A 21,816-nucleotide genomic window follows, 5' to 3' on the forward strand; every position below is an offset into this window, starting at 1 on the left:
GCCCCTCTCGCGCTCAGCCGGGACGACCTCCGAACACGATCGGATTGTTGACAATCATACGATGTGATCTTAGTGTGTCAATGTGGAACAGGGCCCGATTGTCGTCGTCCTGCACAGTGACAGTGTGCCCGACGCCGAGCGAATGGACCGAGTGGCGGGCCGCGCCACCATCAGGTACACCGAGGCGCCCGGATTGGCGGACGCCCTGCGCGGTGCGGAGGTCTTGTTCGTCTACGACTTCCGTACCCGGGCGCTGCCCGGCGCCTGGCATGCCGCCGACCGCTTGCGATGGGTGCATATGGGCTCGACCGGCGTCGACCCGGCGATGTTTCCCGAGCTGCGGGCGAGTGACGTGGTGGTGACCAACACCCGAGGCGTCTTCGACGCCGCGATCGCCGAATACGTGCTCGGCCAGATCCTCGGTTTCGCCAAGGACCTGTCCGGCTCGCTGCTGCTGCAACAGCGGCACGAGTGGCGGCATCGGGAATCCGAACGAGTCGCGGGGGCGACGGCGCTGATCGTCGGCACCGGCTCGATCGGACGCCATATCGCCCGGTTGCTGCGCGCGGTCGGGATGACCGTGCGCGCGGTGGGCAGGCGCGAGCGCGCGTCGGATCCGGATTTCGGCGAGATCGCCACCGATCTGCACGCCGAACTGGCCGGTGCCGATTACGTCGTCGCGATCGCCCCGCTCACCGAGCAGACCAGGAATATGTTCGATGCCGCCGCCTTCGCCGCGATGAAACCGCACGCCAGGTTTGTCAACGTCGGTCGTGGGGAACTCGTTGTGACCGACGATCTCGTTGCCGCGCTGCGCACCGGATCGATCGCCGCGGCGGCGCTCGATGTGGTGGACCCCGAGCCGCTCCCCGCCGATCACCCCCTGTGGGAACTGTCGAACGTCCGGATCACCCCGCACAACTCCGGTGATTTCATCGGATGGCGCACCGAGATCGTCGACGCGTTCACCGAGAACTTCGACAACTGGATCGCCGGACGTCCGCTGGACAACGTGGTCGACAAAAGGCTGGGGTACGTGCCCGGCTGAAGGAGCCCATCCATGAGCTACCCCGACAAGAACCAACCCACCGACCCGACCGCCATGACCGCGGTCGAGCTGGTCTCCGCCTACGCGGCGGGCGCGTTGTCGCCCGTGGAGGCGACCGAGGCGATCCTGCGCGCGATCGCCGACCGCGACGGCGCGCTCAACGCCTTCTGTCTCGTCGACCCCGATCGCGCCCTGGTGCAGGCGAAGGATTCCGAGGCCCGCTGGCAGTCCGGTCACGCCCGCGGCCTGCTCGACGGTGTGCCGATCTCGATCAAAGACGTGTTCCTGACCGAGGGCTGGCCCACCCGGCGCGGGTCCACGTCGATCGATCCGGCCGGACCGTGGCCGGTGGACAGCCCGGTGGCCGCGCGGCTGCGCGAAGACGGCATGGTCTTCCTCGGCAAGACCACCACCCCGGAGATCGCCTGGAAGGCGGTCACCGACAGCCCGCTGGCGGGTGTCACCCGCAATCCGGCCGATCCGTCGACCACGGCGGGCGGGTCCTCCGGCGGTAGCGCCGCGGCCGTCGCCGCGGGCATGGGCCCGGTCTCGGTGGGCACGGACGGCGGTGGCAGCGTGCGCATCCCGGCCGCCTTCTGCGGCATCGTCGGGTTCAAGCCCACCTACGGCCGGATTCCGCTGTTTCCGGCCAGCCCGTTCGGTCCGCTGGCGCACGCGGGTCCGATGACGCGCACCGTCGAGGACGCGGCTCTGCTATTGGACATCCTGTCGCTGCCGGATCCGCGCGACCCCACCGCACTGGCTCCCACGCTCACCGCGTTTCGCGCGGAGATGCAGCGCGACGTGCGGGGATTGCGCGTCGCGTACTCGCCGTCGCTCGGCTACGCCGAGGTGGACGCCGAGGTCGCCGCGATCGTGGACGCGGCGGCGGCTCGCCTGGCCGAGGCCGAGCTCACGGTCGATGCCGCCGATCCGGGCTTCGAGGATCCGCGCGAAGCGTTCGAACTGCTGTGGGCGGCCGGCGCGGCCACCATGCTGTCCGGCTTCCCGGAAGGCACGCGCGACCGGGTGGACCCCGGGTTGCGTGCGGTCTGGGAGCGCGGTGAGACCGTCACCGCCGTCGATTATCTCGCCGCGCGCAACGTGGCGGCCGGAATCGGCATCACGATGGGCGCCTTCCACACCGACTACGACGTCCTGATCACCCCGACGGTGCCGATTCCCGCGTTCGAAGCGGGACACGACGTGCCGCCCGGCAGCGGCCTGCGCAGCTGGCCCGAGTGGACCCCGTTCACCTACCCGTTCAATCTCACCCAGCAGCCCGCGATCAGCATCCCGGCGGGCACCACCAACGCGGGCCTGCCGGTCGGGCTCCAGATCGTCGGTCCGCGGCACTCGGACGATCTGGTCCTGGCGGTGGCCCGGTACGTCGAATTCGTGCTGGCTTCCTGAATGCGAGTGGCCCCGCGGCATGCCGCGGGGCCACTCTGTATGCGCGAGTCTCAGGCGCGGGCGAAGGCGAGCGTTTCGCCCTGCACGCCGTGCAACCACAACGTGTTGCACGCCGCGGCGATCTCGGCGAGCCCCTCCTCGATCGTGGCGAAGACATTCCCGGGCACCCATCCGAGGTCGCCGTTGATCAGCAGATTGTTGCGGCCGTAGAACAGTGCCAGATCGGTGGCGCCGCGCTCGTGCTCGGCCGCGGAACCGGGCTCGTAGCCGTAGGCGGGATTGCCGATCTCCCACGGCTCGAAATCGAACAGGCAGACGTCGCCGGGGATCGGCGTGACCGTCGGATTCTCCCGGTGCGGGGCCGCGTCGATCCGGGGGAGCAGGGTGTACACCTCGTTGCGGGCGTACTTTGCGTGGAAAGCATCGCCTTCCTGCGGCAGCGCGTTCCACACCGCCGCGCAGGTGCGCGGCGCCTCCTCGTCCAGCAAACGGGCGCGGCAGGTGACCGCCGCCTTGGTGAGCGTGATCGTGATGTAGCGGGCCATGCGGTTGCTTCCTGATCGGTGCCCGGCGGGCGGGCGCAACGGACGGATTGTTCGCGAGCTACAACTCGGCGAGCACCTCGGACCAGATCGCCAGAGCGTCCTCGATCTGGGTATCGGTCACGATCAGCGGCGGGATCATCCGCACCACGTTCATGTGCGCGCCGCAGGTCAGCAGCAACAGCCCCTTGTCCACGGCGGCGCGCTGGGCGGTCGCGGCGGTCGCCGGATCGGGTTCGCCGGTGGCTGTGGTGAACTCGGCGCCCGCGAGCAGTCCGAGACCACGGACGTCACCGATCGCCTTGACGGCGCTGTCGCGCAGACCGCGCATCAGCTGTTCGCCGCGGGCGGCCGCGTTGTCCACCAGCCCTTCGGATTCGATGACGTCGAGCGTGGCGATCGCCGCCGCGCACGCCACCGCGTTGCCACCGTAGGTGCCGCCCTGCGAGCCCGGCCACGCCCGCGACATCAATTCGCGTGAGGCCGCGATGCCGGACAGCGGGAACCCGCTGGCCAGGCCCTTCGCGATGGTGATCACGTCGGGCCGAACGTCGAAGTGCTGGTGGCCGAAGAACTTCCCGGTGCGTCCGAAGCCGGTCTGGATCTCGTCGAAGATCAGCAGGATGCCGTGCCGGTCCGCGCGTTCGCGCAGGCCGCGGAAGAACTCGGTGTTGCCCGGCACGTAACCGCCTTCACCGAGCACCGGCTCAACGATGAACGCGGCGGTCTCCGCGGGCGAGGTGAGAGTCGCGAACAGATAGTCGAGTTCCCGCAGTGCGAAGGCGGTCGCTTCCCGCTCGCTCCAGCCGTAGCGGTAGGCGGTGGGGAACGGCGCGACGTGCACGCCCGGCATGAGGGGGCTGAATCCGGCCGAGAAGCGGGTGCCGGAGGTCGTCATGGTCGCGGCGGCCACGGTGCGGCCGTGGAAGCCGCCGTGGAATACGACGACGTTCGGGCGTCCGGTGGCCTGGCGCGCCAGCCGCAGCGCGGCCTCGATCGCCTCGCTGCCGGAGTTGGCGAAGAACAGCGCGTCCAACCCCTCGGGCAGCACCGCGCCGAGCCGTTCGGTGAGTTCCAGCAGCGGTCGATGCAGCACGGTCGTGTACTGGCCGTGAATCAGCGAGGCCACCTGCGCCTGCGCGGCCGCGACCACCTTCGGGTGGCAGTGGCCGGTGCTGGTCACGCCGATACCGGCGGTGAAGTCCAGGTATCGGCGCCCGTCGGTGCCGTAGACATAGCACCCCGCGCCGTGGTCGACGGTCACCGGAGTGGCCTGTTTCAGGATGGGCGAGAGTTCGGTCATGGTGATTCGCCTCCCGGAGCGGATGGGGGAGAGATTGTCTATTGTCTGATTGTCGACAATATGCATAACATGGCGGCACGGGTCGCAGCAATGGCCGAGCGCTGCGCGGTGCCGAAAGGAGCCACCGAACCATGCTCACCGAAAGCGCGTCGAGTGCTGCGGAACGCGCCGCGATCGACACCGTGCCGCGCGGCTTGTTCATCGACGGCCGGTGGCGGACGGCGGCCCGGACGCTGCCGGTGTTCGACCCGGCGACCGGTGAACTGCTGTGCGCGGTGGCGGACGCCGATCCGGCCGACGGTCTCGCCGCGCTGGACGCCGCGTGCGCGGCGCAGCGGGAATGGGCGGCCACGCCGCCGCGAGCGCGCAGCGATCTGCTGATGCGCGTGCACCGTGCGCTGCTGGCCGAGACCGACCGGCTCGGGCTGATCGCGACGCTGGAGATGGGCAAGCCGCTGGCCGAGGCGCGCGGCGAGATCGCCTACGCCGCCGAGTTCTTCCGCTGGTTCGCCGAGGAAGCCGTGCGTCTGGACGGCGGGTACATGCCCGCTCCGACCGGCGGTGCGCGTTTTCTCGTGGCGCGGCAGCCGGTCGGCCCCAGCTTGCTCATCACGCCGTGGAACTTCCCCGTGGCCATGGGCGCGCGCAAGATCGCGCCCGCGCTCGCCGCGGGCTGCACCTGCGTGGTGAAACCCGCCGAGCAGACGCCGCTGTCGATGCTGGCGCTGGCCGAGGTGATGGCGGGCGCGGGACTGCCCGCCGGGGTGGTCAACGTCATCACGACGGCCGATCCCGCCGCGGTGATGACGCCGCTGATCCTCGACGGCCGCTCGCGCAAGCTGTCTTTCACGGGCTCGACGGCGGTCGGCAAGCAGCTGCTCGCGCAGTGCTCGCAGACAGTGATGCGCACCTCGATGGAGCTCGGCGGCAACGCGCCGCTGCTGGTGTTCGACGACGCCGATCTGGACGAGGCGGTCGAGGGCGCGGTGGCGGCGAAGATGCGCAACATCGGCCAGGCGTGCACCGCCGCCAATCGCATCCTCGTCCAGCGCGGCGTCGCCGACGTCTTCGCCCGCAGGCTCGCCGCTCGGCTGGCGGAACTGCCGATGGGCCGGGGCACCGAGCCGGACGTGGTGGTCGGTCCGCTGATCGACGCCGAGGCCGTCGCCAAGGTGCAGCGCCTGGTCGATGACGCCCGCGCCCGTGGGGCCACGGTGCTCACCGGCGGCTCCGCGCCGGGCGGGCCGGGCACCTTCTATCCCGCGACCGTCCTGGTCGACGTGCCCGACGCCGCCGAGCTGTGCCATACCGAGATCTTCGGACCGGTCGCCGCGATCGGTGTCTTCGACACCGAGGACGAGGCGGTGAGCCGAGCCAACGACACCCCCTACGGACTGGTGAGCTACGTCTTCACCGAGAACCTCCGGCGCGGATTGCGGGTGTGCGAGGCGCTGGAAACCGGCATGGTGGGCCTCAACCAGGGCGTGGTGTCGAATCCGGCCGCACCGTTCGGCGGTGTCAAGGAGTCCGGGCTCGGCCGTGAGGGCGGGCTGACCGGGATCGACGAATTTTTGGAGACCAAGTACATCGGAGTGCGGCTGTGAAGGAGTTCTCGTGAGCCGGTACCGCATCGCCAGCATCCCGGGTGACGGAATCGGAGTCGACGTCACCGCGGTGGCGGCGCGCGTGCTCGACGCCGTGCTGCCCGGCCTGGAGTGGACCGAATTCGATTGGTCCTGCGAGAACTACCTGCGCACGGGGGCGATGATGCCGCCAGACGGCGCGGAGCGGCTCGCGGGCTTCGATGCGATCCTGCTCGGCGCCGTCGGCTTTCCCGGTGTGCCCGACCATGTTTCGCTGTGGGGTCTGCTGATCCCGTTGCGCCGCGCCTTCGGTCAGTACGTCAACCTGCGCCCGGTGCGCCTGCTGCCCGGCACCGAGTCGGCGCTGCGCGGCCGGACCGCCGACGATTTGGACATCCTCATCGTGCGGGAGAACTCCGAGGGCGAATACTCCCGGATCGGCGGCATCCACAACGAGGGCCGCCCCGACGAATTCGTGCTCCAGGAGTCGGTGTTCACCCGCACCGGATGCGAGCGGATCATCCGCTACGCGTTCGAGCGGGCCGCCGAACGGTCGGGGCGGTTGTGCTCGGCGACCAAGTCCAACGGGATCATCCACTCGATGCCCTACTGGGACAGCGTCTTCGAGCGTGTCTCGACCGAGTATCCCCGGGTGCAGACGCGGCAGATGCACGTCGACGCGCTGGCCGCCGAACTCGTGCTGCACCCGGACCGGCTGGACGTGATCGTGGGCTCGAATCTGTTCGGCGACATCCTCTCCGACCTCGCCGCCGCCGTGACCGGCGGGCTCGGTCTGGCGCCGTCGGGCAATATCAATCCCGAACGCACCGGCCCATCGATGTTCGAGGCGGTGCACGGCAGTGCCCCCGACATCGCCGGTCAGGGGATCGCGAACCCGGTCGCGCAGATCCTCGCGGGCGCGATGCTGCTCGACCATCTGGGCGAGTCCGCCGCGGCCGCCGCGGTCGACCGAGCGGTCTGCGACGTGCTCGCAGCCGGGAAGATGTGCACGCCGGACCTCGGCGGCACCGCGACCACCACCGAACTAGGCGACGCCATCGCCGCTCGCGCGGCCGAACTGGCCCGCGCCGCCGCGGCCGGGCTCGGCTGACCTGATCGCTCGGACGGTTCTCGAAATCCGCCGCCGGTGGCCGGAGCGGTCGACGGCGGCGGTGGCCTGCGCGCGAGCAGGCCCTGCCGCTGTCATCGCGGGCGTGCGGCATTACCGGTTCGCCAGGACGGATACGCCGTTTCCGGGGCGCGGATCCATTTTGCGGCCGTCTGCGCTAGGCGAGCCCCGAGCGCGTTCGCTCGCGGGGTCCGAGCGCAGGCGATCGGGGAGCGTTCCGTCCGAGCACGCGCCGGCGTGACGACCGACGCGAGCAGTCCGATCGCCGGAGGATGGCCGACGACTCGCGGCCGCCGGAACCGTGCCGACGCCGGGTGGGACCCACCGACAGAGCGGACCGACTCAGGCGGTGAGCCAGATGGCCTCGGCGGCGGGGCGCCCGAGGTCCGTCTGCGCGTCGGTGGCGCCGATTCGGATGGCGATGGTGCCGGCGAAGTCGCGGCGTTCGACGACCGTGATGGCGGTGTCCAGCGCGATGCCGACGGAGTCGAAGTAGCGCAGCATGTCGGGGTCGGCGTCGGAGATGCGCGCGACCCGGCCGGTCTCGCCCGCGTTGAAGTCGCTGAGCTGGCGCGCGGGCGGGGTCGGCACCGCGCCGTCCACCGACGGGATCGGATCGCCGTGCGGGTCGCGATCGGGGTATCCGAGCTTGGCGTCGATCCGGGCCATCAGCAGTTCGGAGACCGCGTGCTCGAGCACCTCGGCCTCGTCGTGCACCTCGTCCCAGCCGTAACCGAGCTCGTTCACCAGGAACGTCTCGATGAGCCGGTGCCTGCGCACCATCGCGACCGCGGCGCGGCGGCCCTCGGTGGTGAGGGCGATCGCCCCATAGCGGGCATGCTCGACCAGCCCCTGGTCGGCGAGTTTGCGGACGGCTTCGGACACCGTGGAGGCCGACACGCCGATCCGCTCGGCGAGCAATTTGGTGGTCACCTTCTCCTGCGACCACTCCTGCGCGGTCCAGATGACCTTCAGGTAGTCCTGGGCGACCGACGAGAGCACAGGCGCGATCGTCGCGGTACCGCCGTGCGCATCGCCCGGCGCCGGGGCGTCGGCCAACTCGCGTCGAGTGGCGATATCTCGTTTACCTGGCACACACCCGAGCTTAGGCACTGGCGTGCCGATACACACATCCCCGACTCGCGGCCGGCGCAGCGACAACGAAGCGCTGTTCGCCGTTCACCCGCCGCGAAGTGGGCGTATCGGTGGCCGCATGTGCGTGGGTCGAACCGTTGTCGACAGATCCGCCGCGTCGCGGTGCGCGGCCACGCCGTCGAATCGGCGACCGGTCAACCGGGCGGTGGCCGGTGCGCCCACCGGCTCGCCGGACAACTCGTAGAACGTCGCCGTGGCGAACCCGGTGAACTCGTCGCCGGTCACGTCGAGTTCGAAGGCGACGATTCCTTTGCGCACCACGGCGGGGTCGGTGCGATCGACGGTGAACTCCAGGAAGGCGCCGGTGACCCGCTCGCCCGCGCTGCGCCAGGTGCCCATGCCGTTGCTGTCGCTCGTGGCGCGATTGCCGTGATCGGGATTCGATTGCAGCATCGTGCCGCCGGGGTGGAACTGCATCACGTGGTAGCCGAACGGAGCGCCGTCGGCGCGAACTTCCCAGGTGCCGTGCACCGGATGCCGATCGCTCACGCCGTCTCCCCGCAGACGATCGCGAGCGCGGCGATGCCCCGATCGATATCGTCGCGCGGCACGTTCGCGAAACTCAGCCGCATGGTGTTGCGGTGCTCCGCGACGTCGTCGGCGTAGAAGGCGCTACCGGGCAGGAACGCCACCCCCTGTCGCAGGGCCCGCGCCAGCAGCGCATCGGCATCGAAATCGGGCGGCCCCTCGATCCACAGGAACATCCCGCCCTCCGGCTCGACCCAGCGGAACTCCGGCGGGAAATGCCGCTCGAGCGCGACCGACAACGCGTCCAACTTGGCCGCATAGGCGTCGACGAGGTGGGCGAGGTGTGCGATCCCGTCCGAACTGCCGAGGAATTCGGCGGCAATCGCCTGGCAGTACGTCGAAGTCTGCATATCAATGCCTTGCTTCAACGCCAGCACGGTCCGCAGGAGATCCGGGGGCATGACGGTGATTCCGACGCGGATCGCGGGAGCGAGCGTTTTCGACAGGGATGTGATGTAGACCGAGTTGTCCGGCGCGAACGACGACAGCGCGGGCTGTGCCACGCCGCGATAGCGCAGGTCGGTGTAGACGTCGTCTTCGACCACCAGCGTGCCGTGGCGGACGACGATCTCGGCGATTTCCGCACGCCGACCGGCGGGCATCGTCCGCCCGGTTGGATTCTGGAAAGTGGGCAGTAGATAGACGAATGCCGCGTCGTATCGGGCCAGGGCTTCCGCGAGCGCTTCCGGCACGAGGCCGAATTCGTCGGAGGGCACCGGCACGACGGCGGCTCCGTGGCTGCGGAATTCCTTCACCGCCGGGCCGTAAGTGGGAGTCTCGACCAGAACCACGTCCCGCGGGTCGAGCAGCGCCAAACACACATTGTGCAATGCGCCGGAGCCGCCGGTCGAGATATGCAGGCGATCGGGCGTGCACCGAATATCTCTATTGCGCAGAAGGTTTCGGGCTTCGTCCAACAGCGGGGCGAATCCCTGGGTCATCCCGTATTGGAGGACGGCGCTGCCGTATCTGCCCACGACCGTCTGCGCCAGCGTGGCGACGAGTTCGCTCGGCAGCAGCGCGGGGTCGGGCGCGCCGACGGCGAAGGACACCACGTCGGGGCGGCCGGCCAGCGCCGCGAAGATGTCGTCGATCGGCCCGCTGGTCACCTCGGCCGCGCCGCGGCTGCGTTTGCGGACGGCCACGTCAGCCGACCGGGTCGAGGCGCCGCAGGCGGGCAACCACTTCGGGTACGTCGGCGTCGTATTCCGGCGTCAGCACCACGTCGTCGTTGAACAGCGGATCGGTCCGCATTTCCACCGCGACCAGATCCTCGGCCTCGTCGAGATTCACCGCCACGTGCACGACGCCTTCGGGGATGTAGATGAACTCGCCCGGACCGTGGAAATGCGGCGTCAGCTCCGGGCCGATCAGGGTGACCGCTCGGCCGCGCAGGCAGACGACGACGATCTCGCTGTGCGCGTGATAATGCGCTTTCGACATCGCGCCCGGGGCCATGTTGACCATGCCCGCCGAGATTCCTGTGGCGCCACAGGTTTCGGTGGTGACGCAAGGAATGAGGCGTTGTCGTTGCCGGCCGATTGTTTCGGCCGAATCGGACGGTTTGATCACACGCACGTGCTTGACTGCACTTTTCATGGCTACTCCGGGGCACTCCGTCACCAACGAATTGGACGCTAGACCATTCCCGCTGCTGGCGAGACGACCTTGTCTGCCCGTGGGAAACCGGCGTGTATCGGCGCTTTCGCGATTCCGTACGGTTCCTTTCCGGTGACCTGAGATTTCCTCGGCGATGTCGTCGACACCGACGGTGCGGCACCGCGATGCGCCGTCGGGCGGCGGCCACGGCCACTCCCCGGTTATCCCTCGGGCGGCTACCGCGCGTCTCCTGCCGCGGCGGGGGTGGCCCGACCGATCGGCGCCGTTCCCGCCGGGTGGCGCACGACCTGTCCGCGCCCGCGTCGCCCGGCGTGGCTCGCGCCTCCGCGTCGGCTCACCGCAGCGCAACCGTTGTGTGAGATCAGCACGCCCGAATACTGTTCGCTACCTGATTTGCGTAGGCTGCGCACTGTGCAGAGATGGCGAAGTCTCGACGAGGTGCCCGCGGACTGGGGGCGCTGTGTCCTCACGATCGGTGTGTTCGACGGTGTGCACCGCGGCCACGCGCAGCTGATCAGCCGGGCCGTGAAGTCCGCCGCCGCGCGCGGCGTGCCCGCCGTGCTGATGACGTTCGATCCGCACCCGATGGAAGTGGTCCGCCCCGGCTCGCACCCCGCGCAGCTGACCACCCTCACCCGCCGCGCCGAATTGGCCGAGGAACTGGGCGTGGACGTGTTCTGCGTCATGCCCTTCACCCATGAGTTCATGAAGCTGACTCCCGCGCGCTATGTGCACGACCTGCTGGTCGAGCGATTGCACGTGGTCGAGGTGGTGGTGGGTGACAACTTCACTTTCGGCAAGAAGGCCACGGGCACCGTCGAGACCATGCGGGAACTCGGCAAGCGCTTCGGCTTCGAGGTCGACGGCGTGACGCTGCTCGCCGAACACGCCGTGACCTTCTCCTCGACCTACATCCGCGCGTGCGTCGACGCCGGGGACATGGCGGCCGCGGCCGAGGCGCTGGGACGTCCCCATCGGGTGGAGGGCGTCGTCGTGCACGGTGACGGCCGGGGCAAGCAACTCGGTTTCCCCACCGCGAACGTCGCGCCGCCGATGCATGCCGCGATTCCGGCCGACGGCGTATACGCCGGATGGTTCACCGTGCTCGGCCCGGGCCCCACCATCGGGACCGTCACCCCGGGCGAGCGGGCGATGGCCGCCATCTCGGTGGGCACCAACCCGACCTTCTCCGGCCGCGCCCGCACCGTCGAGGCGTACGTGCTCGACGGCGAGGCCGATCTCTACGGTCAGCACGTCGCGGTGGACTTCGTCGAGCACATCCGCGGCCAGCGCAAGTTCGAGTCGGTGGAGGAGCTCGTCGAGTGCATGGGCCGCGACGTGGAGACCGCCCGTAAGATCCTCATCGCCGTCGACGCCGGGTGAGCGTCAGGACTTCATGAAGTCGAGCAGGTCGTCGTTGAGCTGCGCGGCATGCGTGATGTACAGGCCGTGCCCTGCGGTCGGGTACTCCTTGTAGACGCAGTCCGGAATGAGTTCCGCGGTGCGCCTGCTGCTGGCGTCGATCGGGATGGACTGATCCGGCACCCCGTGCACGACCAGAGCGGGTATCGGCAGTTCCCGCAGGGTCTCGCGGTGGTCGGACGGGAAGGTCGACTCCCAGACCGCGATGGTGGCCCACGGCGCGGCGGACAGGCAGCGGCGCGTCTCGTGCTCGATCAGCGCGGGGGAGACGTCGTTGCCGAGGTGGGTGGCGAAGTATCCTTGCGCGCGGTCGGCGAACCATTTGGGCCGGTCGGTGCGCCACTGCGCGACGGAGGCCAGGCCCAGCTCGTCCGGCAGGCCATGGGGGTTGTCCTCGGTCTGCCGCAGGAACGGCAGCGTGGTGGCCAGCAGCGCGATGCGCGCGACCCGCGCGGCGCCGTGTCCGGCCAGGTAGCGCGCGACTTCCGCGCCGCCCGCGGAGTGGGCGACCAAGGTGAGCTCGCGCAGGTCCAGGTGTTCGATCAGCTCGGCCACGTCGTCGGCGCGGGTGTCCAGGTCGTATCCGGTCGACGGCCGGTCGGAGCGGCCGTGCCCGCGCCGGTCGAGCAGCACGCAGCGGTAGCCCCGCTCGACGAAGAACGGGACCTGGTACTCCCACATCTCCGTGTTCAGCGCCCACCCGGCGATGAACACGATCGGTGCTCCGGTTCCGTAGTCCTCGTAGGCCAGGCGGGTGCCGTCGGTCGTCTCCAGGTAGGGCATCGTCTTCTCCTCGTATTCGGCGGTACGACAGGAAGATTCGCAGCCGGACCGCGCGGAGTCGATTACCCGGAAGGTAACGCCGATGCTTCCCTGCGGAGCGCGGCCGGAACCGGGGGCGAGATCCGCGGACGGCGATTTCGGCGTGCGGCGCACGGTCCGGTAGGGTGGTCCCTCGGGTTTGCTGCGGTCCGCGGTGGCGCCCATACCCGGGTAACCGGACCTTCGAGCGCGGAACTGAGAAACAGGAGTGGATGCCCCATGGCGCTGACCACCGAGCAGAAGTCGGCGATCCTCGCCGAGTACGGCCTGCACGAGAAGGACACCGGTTCGCCGGAGGCGCAGATCGCGCTGCTGTCCAAGCGGATCGCTGACATCACCGAGCACCTGAAGAAGCACAAGCACGACCACCACACCCGGCACGGTCTGATGGCGCTGATCGGTCGTCGCAAGCGGCTGTCGAAGTACCTGCAGGACAACGACATCAACCGCTACCGTTCGCTGATCGAGCGCCTCGGGCTGCGTCGGTAGTTCTTTCCGGCGCCTTCGGCGCCGAGGTTCGCGGCCCCGCACGGCTCGCGTCCGAGCAACCGCTGCCGGCGACTTCGTCGCGAACGCAGCGATCCCTCGACTCGAGCCGGGCCGTGAACGGCGCGCGCTCCTGCGGCGGTTCGCCCGTTATGGCTGCCGTGATTCGACTTGCGCGTTTCAGTTGGTGGGTGAGTCCGGACCCGCCTGCCGGGCCAGGGCGTGCCCAGTGTGCCGACGGCAGGAGCCGTTCGCGGATCAGATGCGATTTTCCGCGGAGCCGCGATCGGCGACCGCGAGGAACGCGGGCTTCTGTCGACTCTCAGGGATCGGGTCCGGGCGCTCGTGAACCGCGGTGGTGGTAACAGGCGGTCCGACACGGAGTGCCCGAGGCGGTCGCTGGTTCAGCCGACGGGGAGACGTACAATCGCTCCGTTGGCTATTTGTGTATAGGGGTGGATCGCCCCCCTGCGCACGACAACATTGCACAGCCGTATGCACCCGCCCGCGTGGCGTCGGTCTTCGGTAGTGGCCTATCGGCAGCGAGTTGACGCCGTCGGGCTTCGATCGATGACCGCCTCCGCGTCGCCGTCTCCAAGGGGATTCGGCCGGGTGCGCGCGTCGCAGCCAGGAGGGTTGCCGCGCGTCCGTACCCGGTACGGCTGACGACAGCCGGATCGCGCCACCGTGCGCTCGAGCCGGCGAAGACGAGAGGTTGAGAGAGAAGAATGACCGAAACAACTGAACGCAAGAGCACCGCCGTCGAGGTCGAACCGGGCGTTTACGAATCCGTCGCGCTGATCGACAACGGCAGCTACGGCACCCGCACCATCCGGTTCGAGACCGGACGCCTCGCCCGGCAGGCCGCAGGCTCGGTCGCCGCCTACCTGGACGACGAGACCATGCTGCTGTCGGCCACCACCGCGGGCAAGCAGCCCAAGGACCAGTTCGACTTCTTCCCGCTGACGGTCGACGTCGAGGAGCGGATGTACGCCGCGGGTCGCATCCCGGGATCGTTCTTCCGCCGTGAGGGCCGTCCCTCCACCGACGCGATCCTGACCTGCCGCCTGATCGACCGGCCGCTGCGCCCGTCGTTCGTCGACGGCCTGCGTAACGAGATCCAGGTCGTGGTCACGGTGCTGAGCCTGGACCCGAAGGACCTCTACGACGTGGTGGCGATCAACGCCGCGTCCGCGTCCACCCAGATCGCGGGCCTGCCGTTCTCCGGCCCGGTCGGCGGCGTACGCGTGGCGCTGATCGAGGGCCAGTGGGTCGCCTTCCCGACCACCGAGCAGCTCGAGGGCGCCGTGTTCGACATGGTCGTCGCGGGCCGGGTGGTCGACTCCGGCGACGTCGCGATCATGATGGTCGAGGCGGAGGCGACGGAGAACGTCATCGCGCTGGTCGAGGGCGGTGCGCAGGCGCCGACCGAGGCCGTGGTCGCGGAGGGCCTCGAGGCCGCCAAGCCGTTCATCGCCCGCCTGTGCCGCGCCCAGCAGGACCTGGCCGAGCTGGCCGCCAAGCCCACCGAGGAGTTCCCGCTCTTCCCGCCGTACGGGCAGGACGTGTACGAGGCCGTCGAGGGTACCGCCAAGCGTGAGCTGAGCGAGGCGCTGAGCATCTCCGGCAAGCAGGAGCGCGAGGAGAAGATCGACCAGATCAAGCTCGCCGTGCTCGAGCGGCTCGTCGACGACTTCGCCGGACGCGAGAAGGAATTGGGCGCGGCGTTCCGCTCGGTCACCAAGAAGCTGGTGCGTCAGCGGATCCTGTCCGACGGCTTCCGCATCGACGGTCGCGGCCTGGCCGACATCCGCGCGCTGTCCGCCGAGGTCGCGGTGGTGCCCCGGGCGCACGGTTCGGCCCTGTTCGAGCGCGGTGAGACCCAGATCCTGGGCGTCACCACCCTGGACATGGTGAAGATGGCCCAGCAGGTCGACTCGCTCGGCCCGGAGACCAGCAAGCGCTACATGCACCACTACAACTTCCCGCCGTTCTCCACCGGTGAGACCGGCCGGGTCGGTTCGCCCAAGCGCCGCGAGATCGGCCACGGCGCGCTGGCCGAGCGGGCGCTGATCCCGGTGCTGCCCAGCCAGGAGGAGTTCCCGTACGCCATCCGCCAGGTCTCGGAGGCGCTGAGTTCCAATGGCTCCACCTCGATGGGCTCGGTGTGCGCCTCCACCCTGTCGCTGCTGAACGCGGGCGTGCCGCTGAAGGCGCCGGTGGCCGGTATCGCGATGGGCCTGGTCTCGGACACCATCACCAACGATCAGGGTGAGGAAGAGGTCCGCTACGTCGCGCTGACCGACATCCTCGGCGCCGAGGACGCCTTCGGCGACATGGACTTCAAGGTCGCGGGCACCCCCGAGTTCGTCACCGCGCTGCAGCTGGACACCAAGCTGGACGGCATCCCCTCGCAGGTGCTGGCCGGCGCGCTGAGCCAGGCCCACGACGCGCGCGCCACGATCCTGGACGTGATGGCCGAGGCCATCGCCACCCCGGACGAGATGAGCCCGTACGCGCCGCGCGTCACCGCGATCAAGATCCCGGTCGACAAGATCGGCGAGGTGATCGGCCCCAAGGGCAAGGTGATCAACCAGATCACCGAGGAGACCGGCGCCAACATCTCCATCGAGGACGACGGCACCGTGTTCGTCGGCGCGACCGACGGCCCATCGGCGCAGGCCGCGATCGACGCGATCAACGCCATCGCCAACCCGCAGCTGCCGAAGGTCGGCGAGCGCTTCCTCGGCACGGTCGTCAAGACCACCGCCTTCGGCGCGTTCGTCTCGCTGCTGCCGGGCCGCGACGGTCTGGTGCACATCTCCAAGCTGGGCAACGGCAAGCGTGTGGCCAAGGTCGAGGACGTGGTGAACGTCGGCGACAAGCTGCGGGTGGAGATCGCCGACATCGACAACCGCGGCAAGATCTCGCTCGTGCCGGTCGAGGAGAACACCGAGGAGCCCGGCGACGACGCGGCCGATGCGGGTTCGGCCGGGACCGAGTAGTACTTGTCCCTGTGACGAAGAAGAAGACGACAACCCCTCTGCTCAGCACCGGGCAGGGGGGTTCGTCACTCGAGCTGCGGGCGGACTCGGACAGCGGAGTACGGCGCACCGTGCTGCCCGGCGGATTGCGCGTGGTCACCGAGCATCTGCCCGGGGTCCGCTCGGCGTCCGTCGGCGTCTGGGTCGGCGTCGGATCGCGCGACGAAGGCCCCACCGTCGCGGGCGCCGCGCATTTCCTGGAGCACCTGCTGTTCAAGGCGACGCCGACGCGCTCGGCCCTGGACATCGCCGAGGCGATGGACGCGGTCGGCGGCGAACTCAACGCATTCACCGCGAAGGAGCAGACCTGCTACTACGCGCACGTCTTGGACGAGGACCTGCCCCTGGCCGTCGATCTGGTCTCGGACGTGGTGCTCAACGGTCTGTGCCGGGCGTCGGACGTGGACGTGGAGCGGCAGGTGGTGCTCGAGGAGATCGCCATGCGCGACGACGACCCCGAGGACCTGGTCGGTGACTCCTTCCTGGCCGCGCTGTTCGGTGATCATCCGATCGGGCGCCCGGTGATCGGTTCCGTCGAATCCATCGAGGGGATGCGGGCCGCGCAACTGCGGTCGTTCCACCTGCGGCGTTACCGGCCGGACCGGATGGTGATCGCGGTCGCGGGCAACGTGGAACACGACCACACCGTGGAATTGGTGCACCGTGCTTTCGAGAACCGGCTCGAGCCTGCGGCGACGCCCGCACCGCGGCGCGAGGGCAGGTTCCGGCCGCACGGCGCTCCGCAGCTGCACTGGAGTCATCGCGACAGCGAGCAGGCGCATCTGGCGTTCGGCGTGCGTGCCTTCGGGCGGCACGAAGGGGAGCGGCGCTGGCCGCTGTCGGTGCTGAACACCGTGGTCGGTGGCGGGCTGAGTTCGCGTCTGTTCCAACGTATCCGGGAAGAACGCGGGCTGGCCTACTCGGTGTATTCCAGCGTCGACACCTTCGCCGACACCGGCGCGTTCTCGGTCTACATCGGCTGCCAGCCGGAGAACCTGGGCGAGGTGGCGGCATTGGCCAGAGGCGTCTTGGAGGAAGTCGCCGCTGACGGCATCAGCGACGCCGAGTGCGCACGCGCCAAGGGCTCGTTGCGCGGTGGGCTCGTGCTCGGCCTGGAGGACTCCGCCTCGCGCATGAATCGTCTGGGGCGCAGCGAACTCAGCTACGGCAACCACCGCAGCGTGTCGGAGACCCTGGCCCGCATCGACGCCGTCACCACCGAGGAGGTGTCCGCCGTCGCGCGTACGTTGCTGGCGCGGCCCTTCGCCGCGTCGGTCGCCGGGCCGTACAAGCGCACCCGTGATCTACCGGCCGCCGTCCGGCGGCTGGTGCCGAGCTGATCGTCGCGAGCGAGGGGTCCGCGGCTTGGCGGGGAATCCGTTACCGCGATACTGTTTCCGCCGCCCGGCCTTCGGTCCCCGCTGGAGGGCGCTGAACTCGATTGTCCGGGTATGGGATCCGGCGATCTCTGGCAAGGAGTCGAGATGAACCGAACGAACCGTGCCCTTCGCGCGCTGGTAACGGTATCGCTGCCCGTCCTCGTGCTGTCCGGGTGCGGCGGAACGGACGCGGAGGCGGGCAAGGCGGGCGAGCCGACCGAGTCCGCGCTCCGGGCGGAAGCCACGAAGATGACCGACGCGCTGGCGAGTCACGACTACGCCGCCGCGTACCGGTTCCGTTCCGCGCGGTGCAAGCTCACGCTCAACGAGGACGACTACGTGGCGTCCATGGCGCAGCTCTACGACGGCCGGGACCTGAAGTCCGAGCCCGCGCGGATCACCGTCACCACCTCCGGCTCGACCGGCACGGTCACGGTCGAGCACTCCGACGCCCGCGCGGGGCAGGACGACACGAAGCCGAAGACCTGGACATTCATCGACGGGCAGTGGCGCTTCGACAACTGCTGAACGCGCACTGCCTCGGCAGGGTCAGTCCCCGCGGGCGCGATTGGCGGCCGCGACGATCGTCGGCACCAGCCCCGGCAGGGCGGCCTCGAGGTCGTCGATGCGCAGGCGCTGGCAGGTGTGGCCGTCGATGATCAAGCGCTCGATCACACCCGCGTCACGCAGGATCTTGAAATGGTGGGTGGCGGTCGATTTGTTGATCACCTCGTAGAGCGCGCCGCAGCGGACCGCCGTTCCCGCGTTGCCGAGCCGGCGCACCATCTCCAGGCGCACCGGGTCCTGCAGCGCGCTGAGCACCGCGGGCAACGCGGCCACCGGGGGCGCCTGCTGGTCCGCGTCTCGCGCATCGGGCATGATCCGGCTCACTCTCAGGTTTGATGATCGTCGTACTGGATGTATCGTCGACTGCGGTTCGATCATCATCAAACTTACCTGATCGGAGTTCCGATGGCAGCGACAATGGCGGTGGCCGTCGATGAGCAGACCGCACAGCCCTGGGCTTATGCCCTGGTCCTGGCGGCCAGTGGCGTAGCGCTGGGGGTTTCGGGCGTTCCGGCGCCGCTCTACGGCATCTATCAGAAGCAGTGGCATCTCTCCCCGCTCACCACGACCATCGTGTTCGCGGTGTACGCGGTGGCCGCCCTGGGCGCGGTGCTGGTGTCCGGGCGGATTTCCGACGTCGTCGGCCGGAAACCGGTGCTGCTCGGCGCTTTCGCCACGATGGTCGCCGGGCTGCTCGTCTTCGTGCTCGCCGACAGCGTCCCGATGCTGCTGCTGGCGCGTGCGCTGCACGGCATCGCGGTCGGCTCGACCGTGGTCGCGGGCGCCGCCGCGCTGCTGGATCTACGTCCGCACCGCGGCGCGCGGTCCGGGCAACTCAGCGGTGTCGCCTTCAACGTGGGAATGGCGGTGGCGATCCTGGGCTCGGCGCTGCTGGCGCAGTACGCACCGCATCCGCTGCGCACGCCTTACGTCGTGATCACCGTCGTCTGCCTGGCGATCGGCGCCGGAGTGCTCGCGCTGCGCGAACCGCACTCGGCCCGGGTGGCCGGACGTATCCGGATCGCGAAACCCGCCGTACCGCAGGAGATTCGCGGCGACTTCTGGTTCTCCGCCATCGGCGTGATGGCGGCCTGGTCGGTACTGGGCGTGCTGCTGTCGCTGTACCCCTCGCTGGCCACGCAGCAGACCGGCATCCACAACCTGGTCTTCGGCGGCGCCGTCGTCGCCTCGACCGCGCTCTCCGGCGCCACGGTGCAACTGTTCGCTACCGGCGTGCCCGCCCGTTGGGCCGCGATCCTCGGCGACACCGGCATGGCGCTGGCCCTCCTGCTGACGGTGCCCGCGCTGGCCACGCACAACTGGATCGCCGTGCTCGCCGCGGGCGTCGCACTGGGGGCGACCTTCGGCCTCGGCTTCGGCGGATCGCTGCGTCACCTGTCGGAGGTCGTGCCGCACCACAAGCGCGGCGAGACGATGTCGGCGTACTACTTGCTCGCCTACTCGGCGATGGCGCTGCCCACCATCCTGGCCGGTTGGGCGGCTACCACCTGGGGCCTGAGCATGGTGTTCCCCTGGTTCGTCGGAGTGGTCGCCCTCGCCTGCCTGCTCGCGGCCGGTCTCGGACTGCGCCGCGACCGGGCGGGGGTCCAGCGGGCATGAGCGGCGATTGGCTTTTTGCCATGAGTGTCCGCTAATGTTCTGTGTCGCATCACGGGCACCGCGGTGCGAATGCGGATGTAGCGCAGCTGGTAGCGCATCACCTTGCCAAGGTGAGGGTCGCGGGTTCGAATCCCGTCATCCGCTCCACGAAGTCTCCCGACCGGCTTCCGGACCCATCCGGAACGAGCAGGTCATTCCAGGTTCCGGTGTCATTCGAGCGCATCCGGCTCGCTCGTCGTTCCCCGCCCAGAACCGACCGCGGTAGTGCGGTGAGCGACGAGCGCGGTCCGGTATCGCGCCCCGAAAGCACCCGTGGCTTGCTCCGGAACCGCGCGTCATGCCGAAGCCGGAAACTACCGGCATCGATGGACGGCGGGTGAAACGGCGCCGCTTCTTCACCGGTCGTACCGCGAACTCCGAAGTTGCCTACCACGACCTCTTGCGTCCATTTCTAGATGGTGCTATAAGAAATCTATCTGAATCGACACAGGTTATCTCGGTACACCGAGGTAGATGGAGTGAGTTGGAGGTGGCGACCATGTTGATGCGTACCGACCCGTTCCGCGATCTGGAGCGGTTCACGCAACAGGTGCTCGGCACGGCAGCACACCCGGCCGTCATGCCGATCGACGCTTGGCGCGAGGGTGAGGAATTCGTGGTCGAACTCGATCTACCCGGTATCGATCCCGCCTCCCTGGACCTGGACATGGAACGCAATGTCCTCACCGTGCGCGCACAGCGCCCCGAATTGGACTCCGGCCGGGAGATGATCGCCGCGGAGCGCACCCGCGGAGTGTTCAGCCGTCAGATATTCCTCGGAGAGGGACTCGACACCGAGCGCATCGGCGCCGAGTACACCGATGGCGTACTCCGGCTGCGAATCCCGGTCGCCGAGCGGGCGAAACCCCGCAAGATCGAGGTCGCCCGCGGTAACGGCCACCAGGTGATCGACGCCTGATCGCCGCGGGGCCCAGCACGTTCCGGTAGGAGGTGAAGGGTCGTGACCATGCTCGACATGCGGGATGACGTCTGCGGGCCACCGCTGCTGGATGCCGAACTCGAGGTGTTGTTCGCCGAGGTGGACGAGATCCTTTGTGAAGCTCTGGCTCCCGCGCGATGCCCGCCGACGCCGCCGCGCCTGGCTTCTGCCCACGAGGGGGTGACCGGGCTGCGGCGCTCCCCGGAAGTGGCCGCCCCGCGCGGCCGAATCCCCGCGCACCGTCCGCACCCGCGCGAGCGCGGACCCCCGCGGGGGAAGAGGCATCCAGTCGGTGTCAACGGAAAAGACGAGCACAGCGAAAGGCAGGTGATGCTCCGGACCGATCGAACCGTCACGTCACTCTCTTCCGACGCGGGCCCGGCACCGGTGTCCCGGGCCCGCAGCTCCCCATCCCCGCGACACGCTTTCCCATGACAATCACCACGCATGCCCCGGTTCGATCCCGGCCGCCACGCCGGCATCGCGAGACCGTCGTTCCCGCCACGGTCACCGAATGGCGTCACGGCACCGTCGCCTGGTTCAACACCGAGAAGGGCTTCGGCTATCTCGAGCCCGATGACCGCACGAGCCCGGTGTTCGTCGACTTCCGCGCCATCGACACCCGCGGATACAAAACCCTCGGTCCGGGGCAAACCGTCGTCTTCACCACCACGATCACCGACCGCGGACCCGAAGCGGCGACGGTACGTCCCTACCCGCCACGGCCCTGTACGTCCGGACGGTAGTCGCCCGCCATCCGTCGTCCCGGGAGGTCCGTTCGAGTACAGCCGATGGCCGCGCGCAGATCAGCGTACGGGCCGGCAATCGTTCGGTAGCCGTGCCGCAACGCGGACGGATCGGCGCACGAACCCGAGCACATCGAACGCCGCCGAGCGGTTGCGTCGATGCGCCCTCCTCGGGGCTGCGACGGGCCGGAACGGATGTCCTCGTGCTATCCGGGGCCCAGGGTGCGACCTGGGTGGGATTCCTGGTTCGCATGTTTCGTCGAGATCGGTCCGGGCATGTCAGCACCTGCGGGCTTCGCCGTGAGGCCCCGATCGGTTACTGCGCTATTCGACCCAGTCGTCCGCGGCGAACGGAGCCCGCAGTGAAGATCGCCATGGTGTCCGAGCACGCCGGCCCGCTGAGCGGGGCCGGATGGACAGGGGCGGATAC

At 69.2% G+C, this 21,816-nt stretch carries 20 protein-coding genes and 1 tRNA gene; 13 read left to right on the forward strand and 8 right to left on the reverse strand.

Features of this window, described 5'->3' with window-relative positions; genetic code table 11:
• Nucleotides 1-82 precede the first annotated feature (82 nt).
• Together ACGF7Y_RS02920 and ACGF7Y_RS02925 are read left to right on the forward strand one after the other, a co-directional pair.
• The gene (locus tag ACGF7Y_RS02920; RefSeq protein WP_393228594.1) at nucleotides 83-1,048 is read left to right on the forward strand and encodes a D-2-hydroxyacid dehydrogenase; all 966 of its coding nucleotides are present in this window, start codon (nucleotides 83-85) and stop codon (nucleotides 1,046-1,048) included.
• Between the two features lie 12 nt (nucleotides 1,049-1,060).
• Nucleotides 1,061-2,461 (forward strand): amidase, encoded by a 1,401-nt coding sequence (locus tag ACGF7Y_RS02925; protein ID WP_393228596.1) that lies wholly within the window; start codon nucleotides 1,061-1,063, stop codon nucleotides 2,459-2,461.
• Nucleotides 2,462-2,511: 50 nt separating this feature from the next.
• On the opposite strand, the gene ACGF7Y_RS02930 is transcribed toward ACGF7Y_RS02925, so the two are convergent.
• Together ACGF7Y_RS02930 and ACGF7Y_RS02935 are read right to left on the reverse strand one after the other, a co-directional pair.
• On the reverse strand, nucleotides 2,512-3,006 hold the full coding sequence (locus ACGF7Y_RS02930) for a DUF3830 family protein (RefSeq protein WP_357116100.1): 495 nt from the start codon (nucleotides 3,004-3,006) through the stop codon (nucleotides 2,512-2,514).
• Nucleotides 3,007-3,064: 58 nt separating this feature from the next.
• Nucleotides 3,065-4,306: an aspartate aminotransferase family protein gene (locus ACGF7Y_RS02935; protein ID WP_393228598.1), complete on the reverse strand. Its 1,242-nt coding sequence runs from the start codon at nucleotides 4,304-4,306 to the stop codon at nucleotides 3,065-3,067.
• Nucleotides 4,307-4,437: 131 nt separating this feature from the next.
• Between ACGF7Y_RS02935 and ACGF7Y_RS02940 the strand changes: the two genes are divergently transcribed.
• Together ACGF7Y_RS02940 and ACGF7Y_RS02945 are read left to right on the forward strand one after the other, a co-directional pair.
• A complete protein-coding gene (locus tag ACGF7Y_RS02940; protein ID WP_393228600.1) occupies nucleotides 4,438-5,910 on the forward strand; it encodes an NAD-dependent succinate-semialdehyde dehydrogenase in 1,473 nt (490 codons plus the stop codon).
• 10 nt (nucleotides 5,911-5,920) lie between these two features.
• A complete protein-coding gene (locus ACGF7Y_RS02945) occupies nucleotides 5,921-7,000 on the forward strand; it encodes a tartrate dehydrogenase (protein ID WP_393228602.1) in 1,080 nt (359 codons plus the stop codon).
• A gap of 360 nt (nucleotides 7,001-7,360) precedes the next feature.
• Here ACGF7Y_RS02945 and ACGF7Y_RS02950 read toward each other — a convergent pair whose 3' ends face one another.
• The 4 genes from ACGF7Y_RS02950 to ACGF7Y_RS02965 form a co-directional block, all read right to left on the reverse strand.
• On the reverse strand, nucleotides 7,361-8,029 hold the full coding sequence (locus ACGF7Y_RS02950; RefSeq protein ID WP_393230901.1) for a metal-dependent transcriptional regulator: 669 nt from the start codon (nucleotides 8,027-8,029) through the stop codon (nucleotides 7,361-7,363).
• 168 nt (nucleotides 8,030-8,197) lie between these two features.
• Nucleotides 8,198-8,662 carry a hypothetical protein gene (locus ACGF7Y_RS02955; RefSeq protein ID WP_393228604.1) on the reverse strand — a complete coding sequence of 155 codons (465 nt, stop codon included), beginning with the start codon at nucleotides 8,660-8,662 and terminating at the stop codon, nucleotides 8,198-8,200.
• Nucleotides 8,659-9,846 carry a PLP-dependent aminotransferase family protein gene (locus ACGF7Y_RS02960; protein ID WP_393228605.1) on the reverse strand — a complete coding sequence of 396 codons (1,188 nt, stop codon included), beginning with the start codon at nucleotides 9,844-9,846 and terminating at the stop codon, nucleotides 8,659-8,661. Before ACGF7Y_RS02960 ends, ACGF7Y_RS02955 begins: the two co-directional genes overlap by 4 nt.
• A gap of 1 nt (nucleotide 9,847) precedes the next feature.
• Complete coding sequence (locus ACGF7Y_RS02965; RefSeq protein ID WP_063910474.1) at nucleotides 9,848-10,300, reverse strand: cupin domain-containing protein; 453 nt, start codon at nucleotides 10,298-10,300, stop codon at nucleotides 9,848-9,850.
• Nucleotides 10,301-10,732: 432 nt separating this feature from the next.
• Between ACGF7Y_RS02965 and ACGF7Y_RS02970 the strand changes: the two genes are divergently transcribed.
• On the forward strand, nucleotides 10,733-11,704 hold the full coding sequence (locus ACGF7Y_RS02970) for a bifunctional riboflavin kinase/FAD synthetase (RefSeq protein WP_051175376.1): 972 nt from the start codon (nucleotides 10,733-10,735) through the stop codon (nucleotides 11,702-11,704).
• Between the two features lie 3 nt (nucleotides 11,705-11,707).
• On the opposite strand, the gene ACGF7Y_RS02975 is transcribed toward ACGF7Y_RS02970, so the two are convergent.
• Nucleotides 11,708-12,526 carry an alpha/beta fold hydrolase gene (locus ACGF7Y_RS02975; RefSeq protein WP_393228607.1) on the reverse strand — a complete coding sequence of 273 codons (819 nt, stop codon included), beginning with the start codon at nucleotides 12,524-12,526 and terminating at the stop codon, nucleotides 11,708-11,710.
• Between the two features lie 258 nt (nucleotides 12,527-12,784).
• Here ACGF7Y_RS02975 and rpsO point away from each other — a divergent pair, with 258 nt between their 5' ends.
• The 4 genes from rpsO to ACGF7Y_RS02995 all read left to right on the forward strand — a co-directional run bounded on the left by rpsO (nucleotide 12,785) and on the right by ACGF7Y_RS02995 (nucleotide 18,002).
• Complete coding sequence (rpsO, locus tag ACGF7Y_RS02980; RefSeq protein WP_039799352.1) at nucleotides 12,785-13,054, forward strand: 30S ribosomal protein S15; 270 nt, start codon at nucleotides 12,785-12,787, stop codon at nucleotides 13,052-13,054.
• Nucleotides 13,055-13,779: 725 nt separating this feature from the next.
• A complete protein-coding gene (locus ACGF7Y_RS02985; protein ID WP_393228609.1) occupies nucleotides 13,780-16,056 on the forward strand; it encodes a polyribonucleotide nucleotidyltransferase in 2,277 nt (758 codons plus the stop codon).
• A 38-nt stretch (nucleotides 16,057-16,094) separates the two neighbouring features.
• Complete coding sequence (locus ACGF7Y_RS02990; protein ID WP_393230903.1) at nucleotides 16,095-17,435, forward strand: M16 family metallopeptidase; 1,341 nt, start codon at nucleotides 16,095-16,097, stop codon at nucleotides 17,433-17,435.
• Nucleotides 17,436-17,579: 144 nt separating this feature from the next.
• The gene (locus tag ACGF7Y_RS02995) at nucleotides 17,580-18,002 is read left to right on the forward strand and encodes a hypothetical protein (RefSeq protein WP_357463573.1); all 423 of its coding nucleotides are present in this window, start codon (nucleotides 17,580-17,582) and stop codon (nucleotides 18,000-18,002) included.
• A 21-nt stretch (nucleotides 18,003-18,023) separates the two neighbouring features.
• On the opposite strand, the gene ACGF7Y_RS03000 is transcribed toward ACGF7Y_RS02995, so the two are convergent.
• Nucleotides 18,024-18,353 carry a helix-turn-helix transcriptional regulator gene (locus ACGF7Y_RS03000; protein ID WP_040868114.1) on the reverse strand — a complete coding sequence of 110 codons (330 nt, stop codon included), beginning with the start codon at nucleotides 18,351-18,353 and terminating at the stop codon, nucleotides 18,024-18,026.
• Nucleotides 18,354-18,446: 93 nt separating this feature from the next.
• Between ACGF7Y_RS03000 and ACGF7Y_RS03005 the strand changes: the two genes are divergently transcribed.
• From ACGF7Y_RS03005 to ACGF7Y_RS03020, 4 genes are all read left to right on the forward strand, one after another.
• The gene (locus ACGF7Y_RS03005) at nucleotides 18,447-19,661 is read left to right on the forward strand and encodes an MFS transporter (RefSeq protein ID WP_393228612.1); all 1,215 of its coding nucleotides are present in this window, start codon (nucleotides 18,447-18,449) and stop codon (nucleotides 19,659-19,661) included.
• Nucleotides 19,662-19,732: 71 nt separating this feature from the next.
• Nucleotides 19,733-19,808: transfer RNA gene (locus ACGF7Y_RS03010), tRNA-Gly, on the forward strand.
• A 376-nt stretch (nucleotides 19,809-20,184) separates the two neighbouring features.
• The gene (locus tag ACGF7Y_RS03015) at nucleotides 20,185-20,619 is read left to right on the forward strand and encodes an Hsp20/alpha crystallin family protein (RefSeq protein WP_393228614.1); all 435 of its coding nucleotides are present in this window, start codon (nucleotides 20,185-20,187) and stop codon (nucleotides 20,617-20,619) included.
• Nucleotides 20,620-21,071: 452 nt separating this feature from the next.
• Nucleotides 21,072-21,386 carry a cold shock domain-containing protein gene (locus ACGF7Y_RS03020; protein ID WP_393228616.1) on the forward strand — a complete coding sequence of 105 codons (315 nt, stop codon included), beginning with the start codon at nucleotides 21,072-21,074 and terminating at the stop codon, nucleotides 21,384-21,386.
• The last annotated feature ends 430 nt before the right edge of the window (nucleotides 21,387-21,816 follow it).

Origin of the sequence: Nocardia sp. NPDC047654 (assembly GCF_043205035.1) — a bacterium.
Taxonomy (GTDB): Bacteria; Actinomycetota; Actinomycetes; order Mycobacteriales; family Mycobacteriaceae; genus Nocardia.

Coding starts and splice junctions, on each gene's coding strand:
- ACGF7Y_RS02925 (WP_393228596.1), top strand. CDS start 1,061: ATGAGCTACCCCGACAAGAACCAACCCACCGACCCGACCGCCATGACC.
- ACGF7Y_RS02930 (WP_357116100.1), bottom strand. CDS start 3,006: ATGGCCCGCTACATCACGATCACGCTCACCAAGGCGGCGGTCACCTGC.
- ACGF7Y_RS02935 (WP_393228598.1), bottom strand. CDS start 4,306: ATGACCGAACTCTCGCCCATCCTGAAACAGGCCACTCCGGTGACCGTC.
- ACGF7Y_RS02940 (WP_393228600.1), top strand. CDS start 4,438: ATGCTCACCGAAAGCGCGTCGAGTGCTGCGGAACGCGCCGCGATCGAC.
- ACGF7Y_RS02965 (WP_063910474.1), bottom strand. CDS start 10,300: ATGAAAAGTGCAGTCAAGCACGTGCGTGTGATCAAACCGTCCGATTCG.
- ACGF7Y_RS02975 (WP_393228607.1), bottom strand. CDS start 12,526: ATGCCCTACCTGGAGACGACCGACGGCACCCGCCTGGCCTACGAGGAC.
- rpsO (WP_039799352.1), top strand. CDS start 12,785: ATGGCGCTGACCACCGAGCAGAAGTCGGCGATCCTCGCCGAGTACGGC.
- ACGF7Y_RS02985 (WP_393228609.1), top strand. CDS start 13,780: ATGACCGAAACAACTGAACGCAAGAGCACCGCCGTCGAGGTCGAACCG.
- ACGF7Y_RS02995 (WP_357463573.1), top strand. CDS start 17,580: ATGAACCGAACGAACCGTGCCCTTCGCGCGCTGGTAACGGTATCGCTG.
- ACGF7Y_RS03000 (WP_040868114.1), bottom strand. CDS start 18,353: ATGCCCGATGCGCGAGACGCGGACCAGCAGGCGCCCCCGGTGGCCGCG.
- ACGF7Y_RS03005 (WP_393228612.1), top strand. CDS start 18,447: ATGGCAGCGACAATGGCGGTGGCCGTCGATGAGCAGACCGCACAGCCC.
- ACGF7Y_RS03020 (WP_393228616.1), top strand. CDS start 21,072: ATGACAATCACCACGCATGCCCCGGTTCGATCCCGGCCGCCACGCCGG.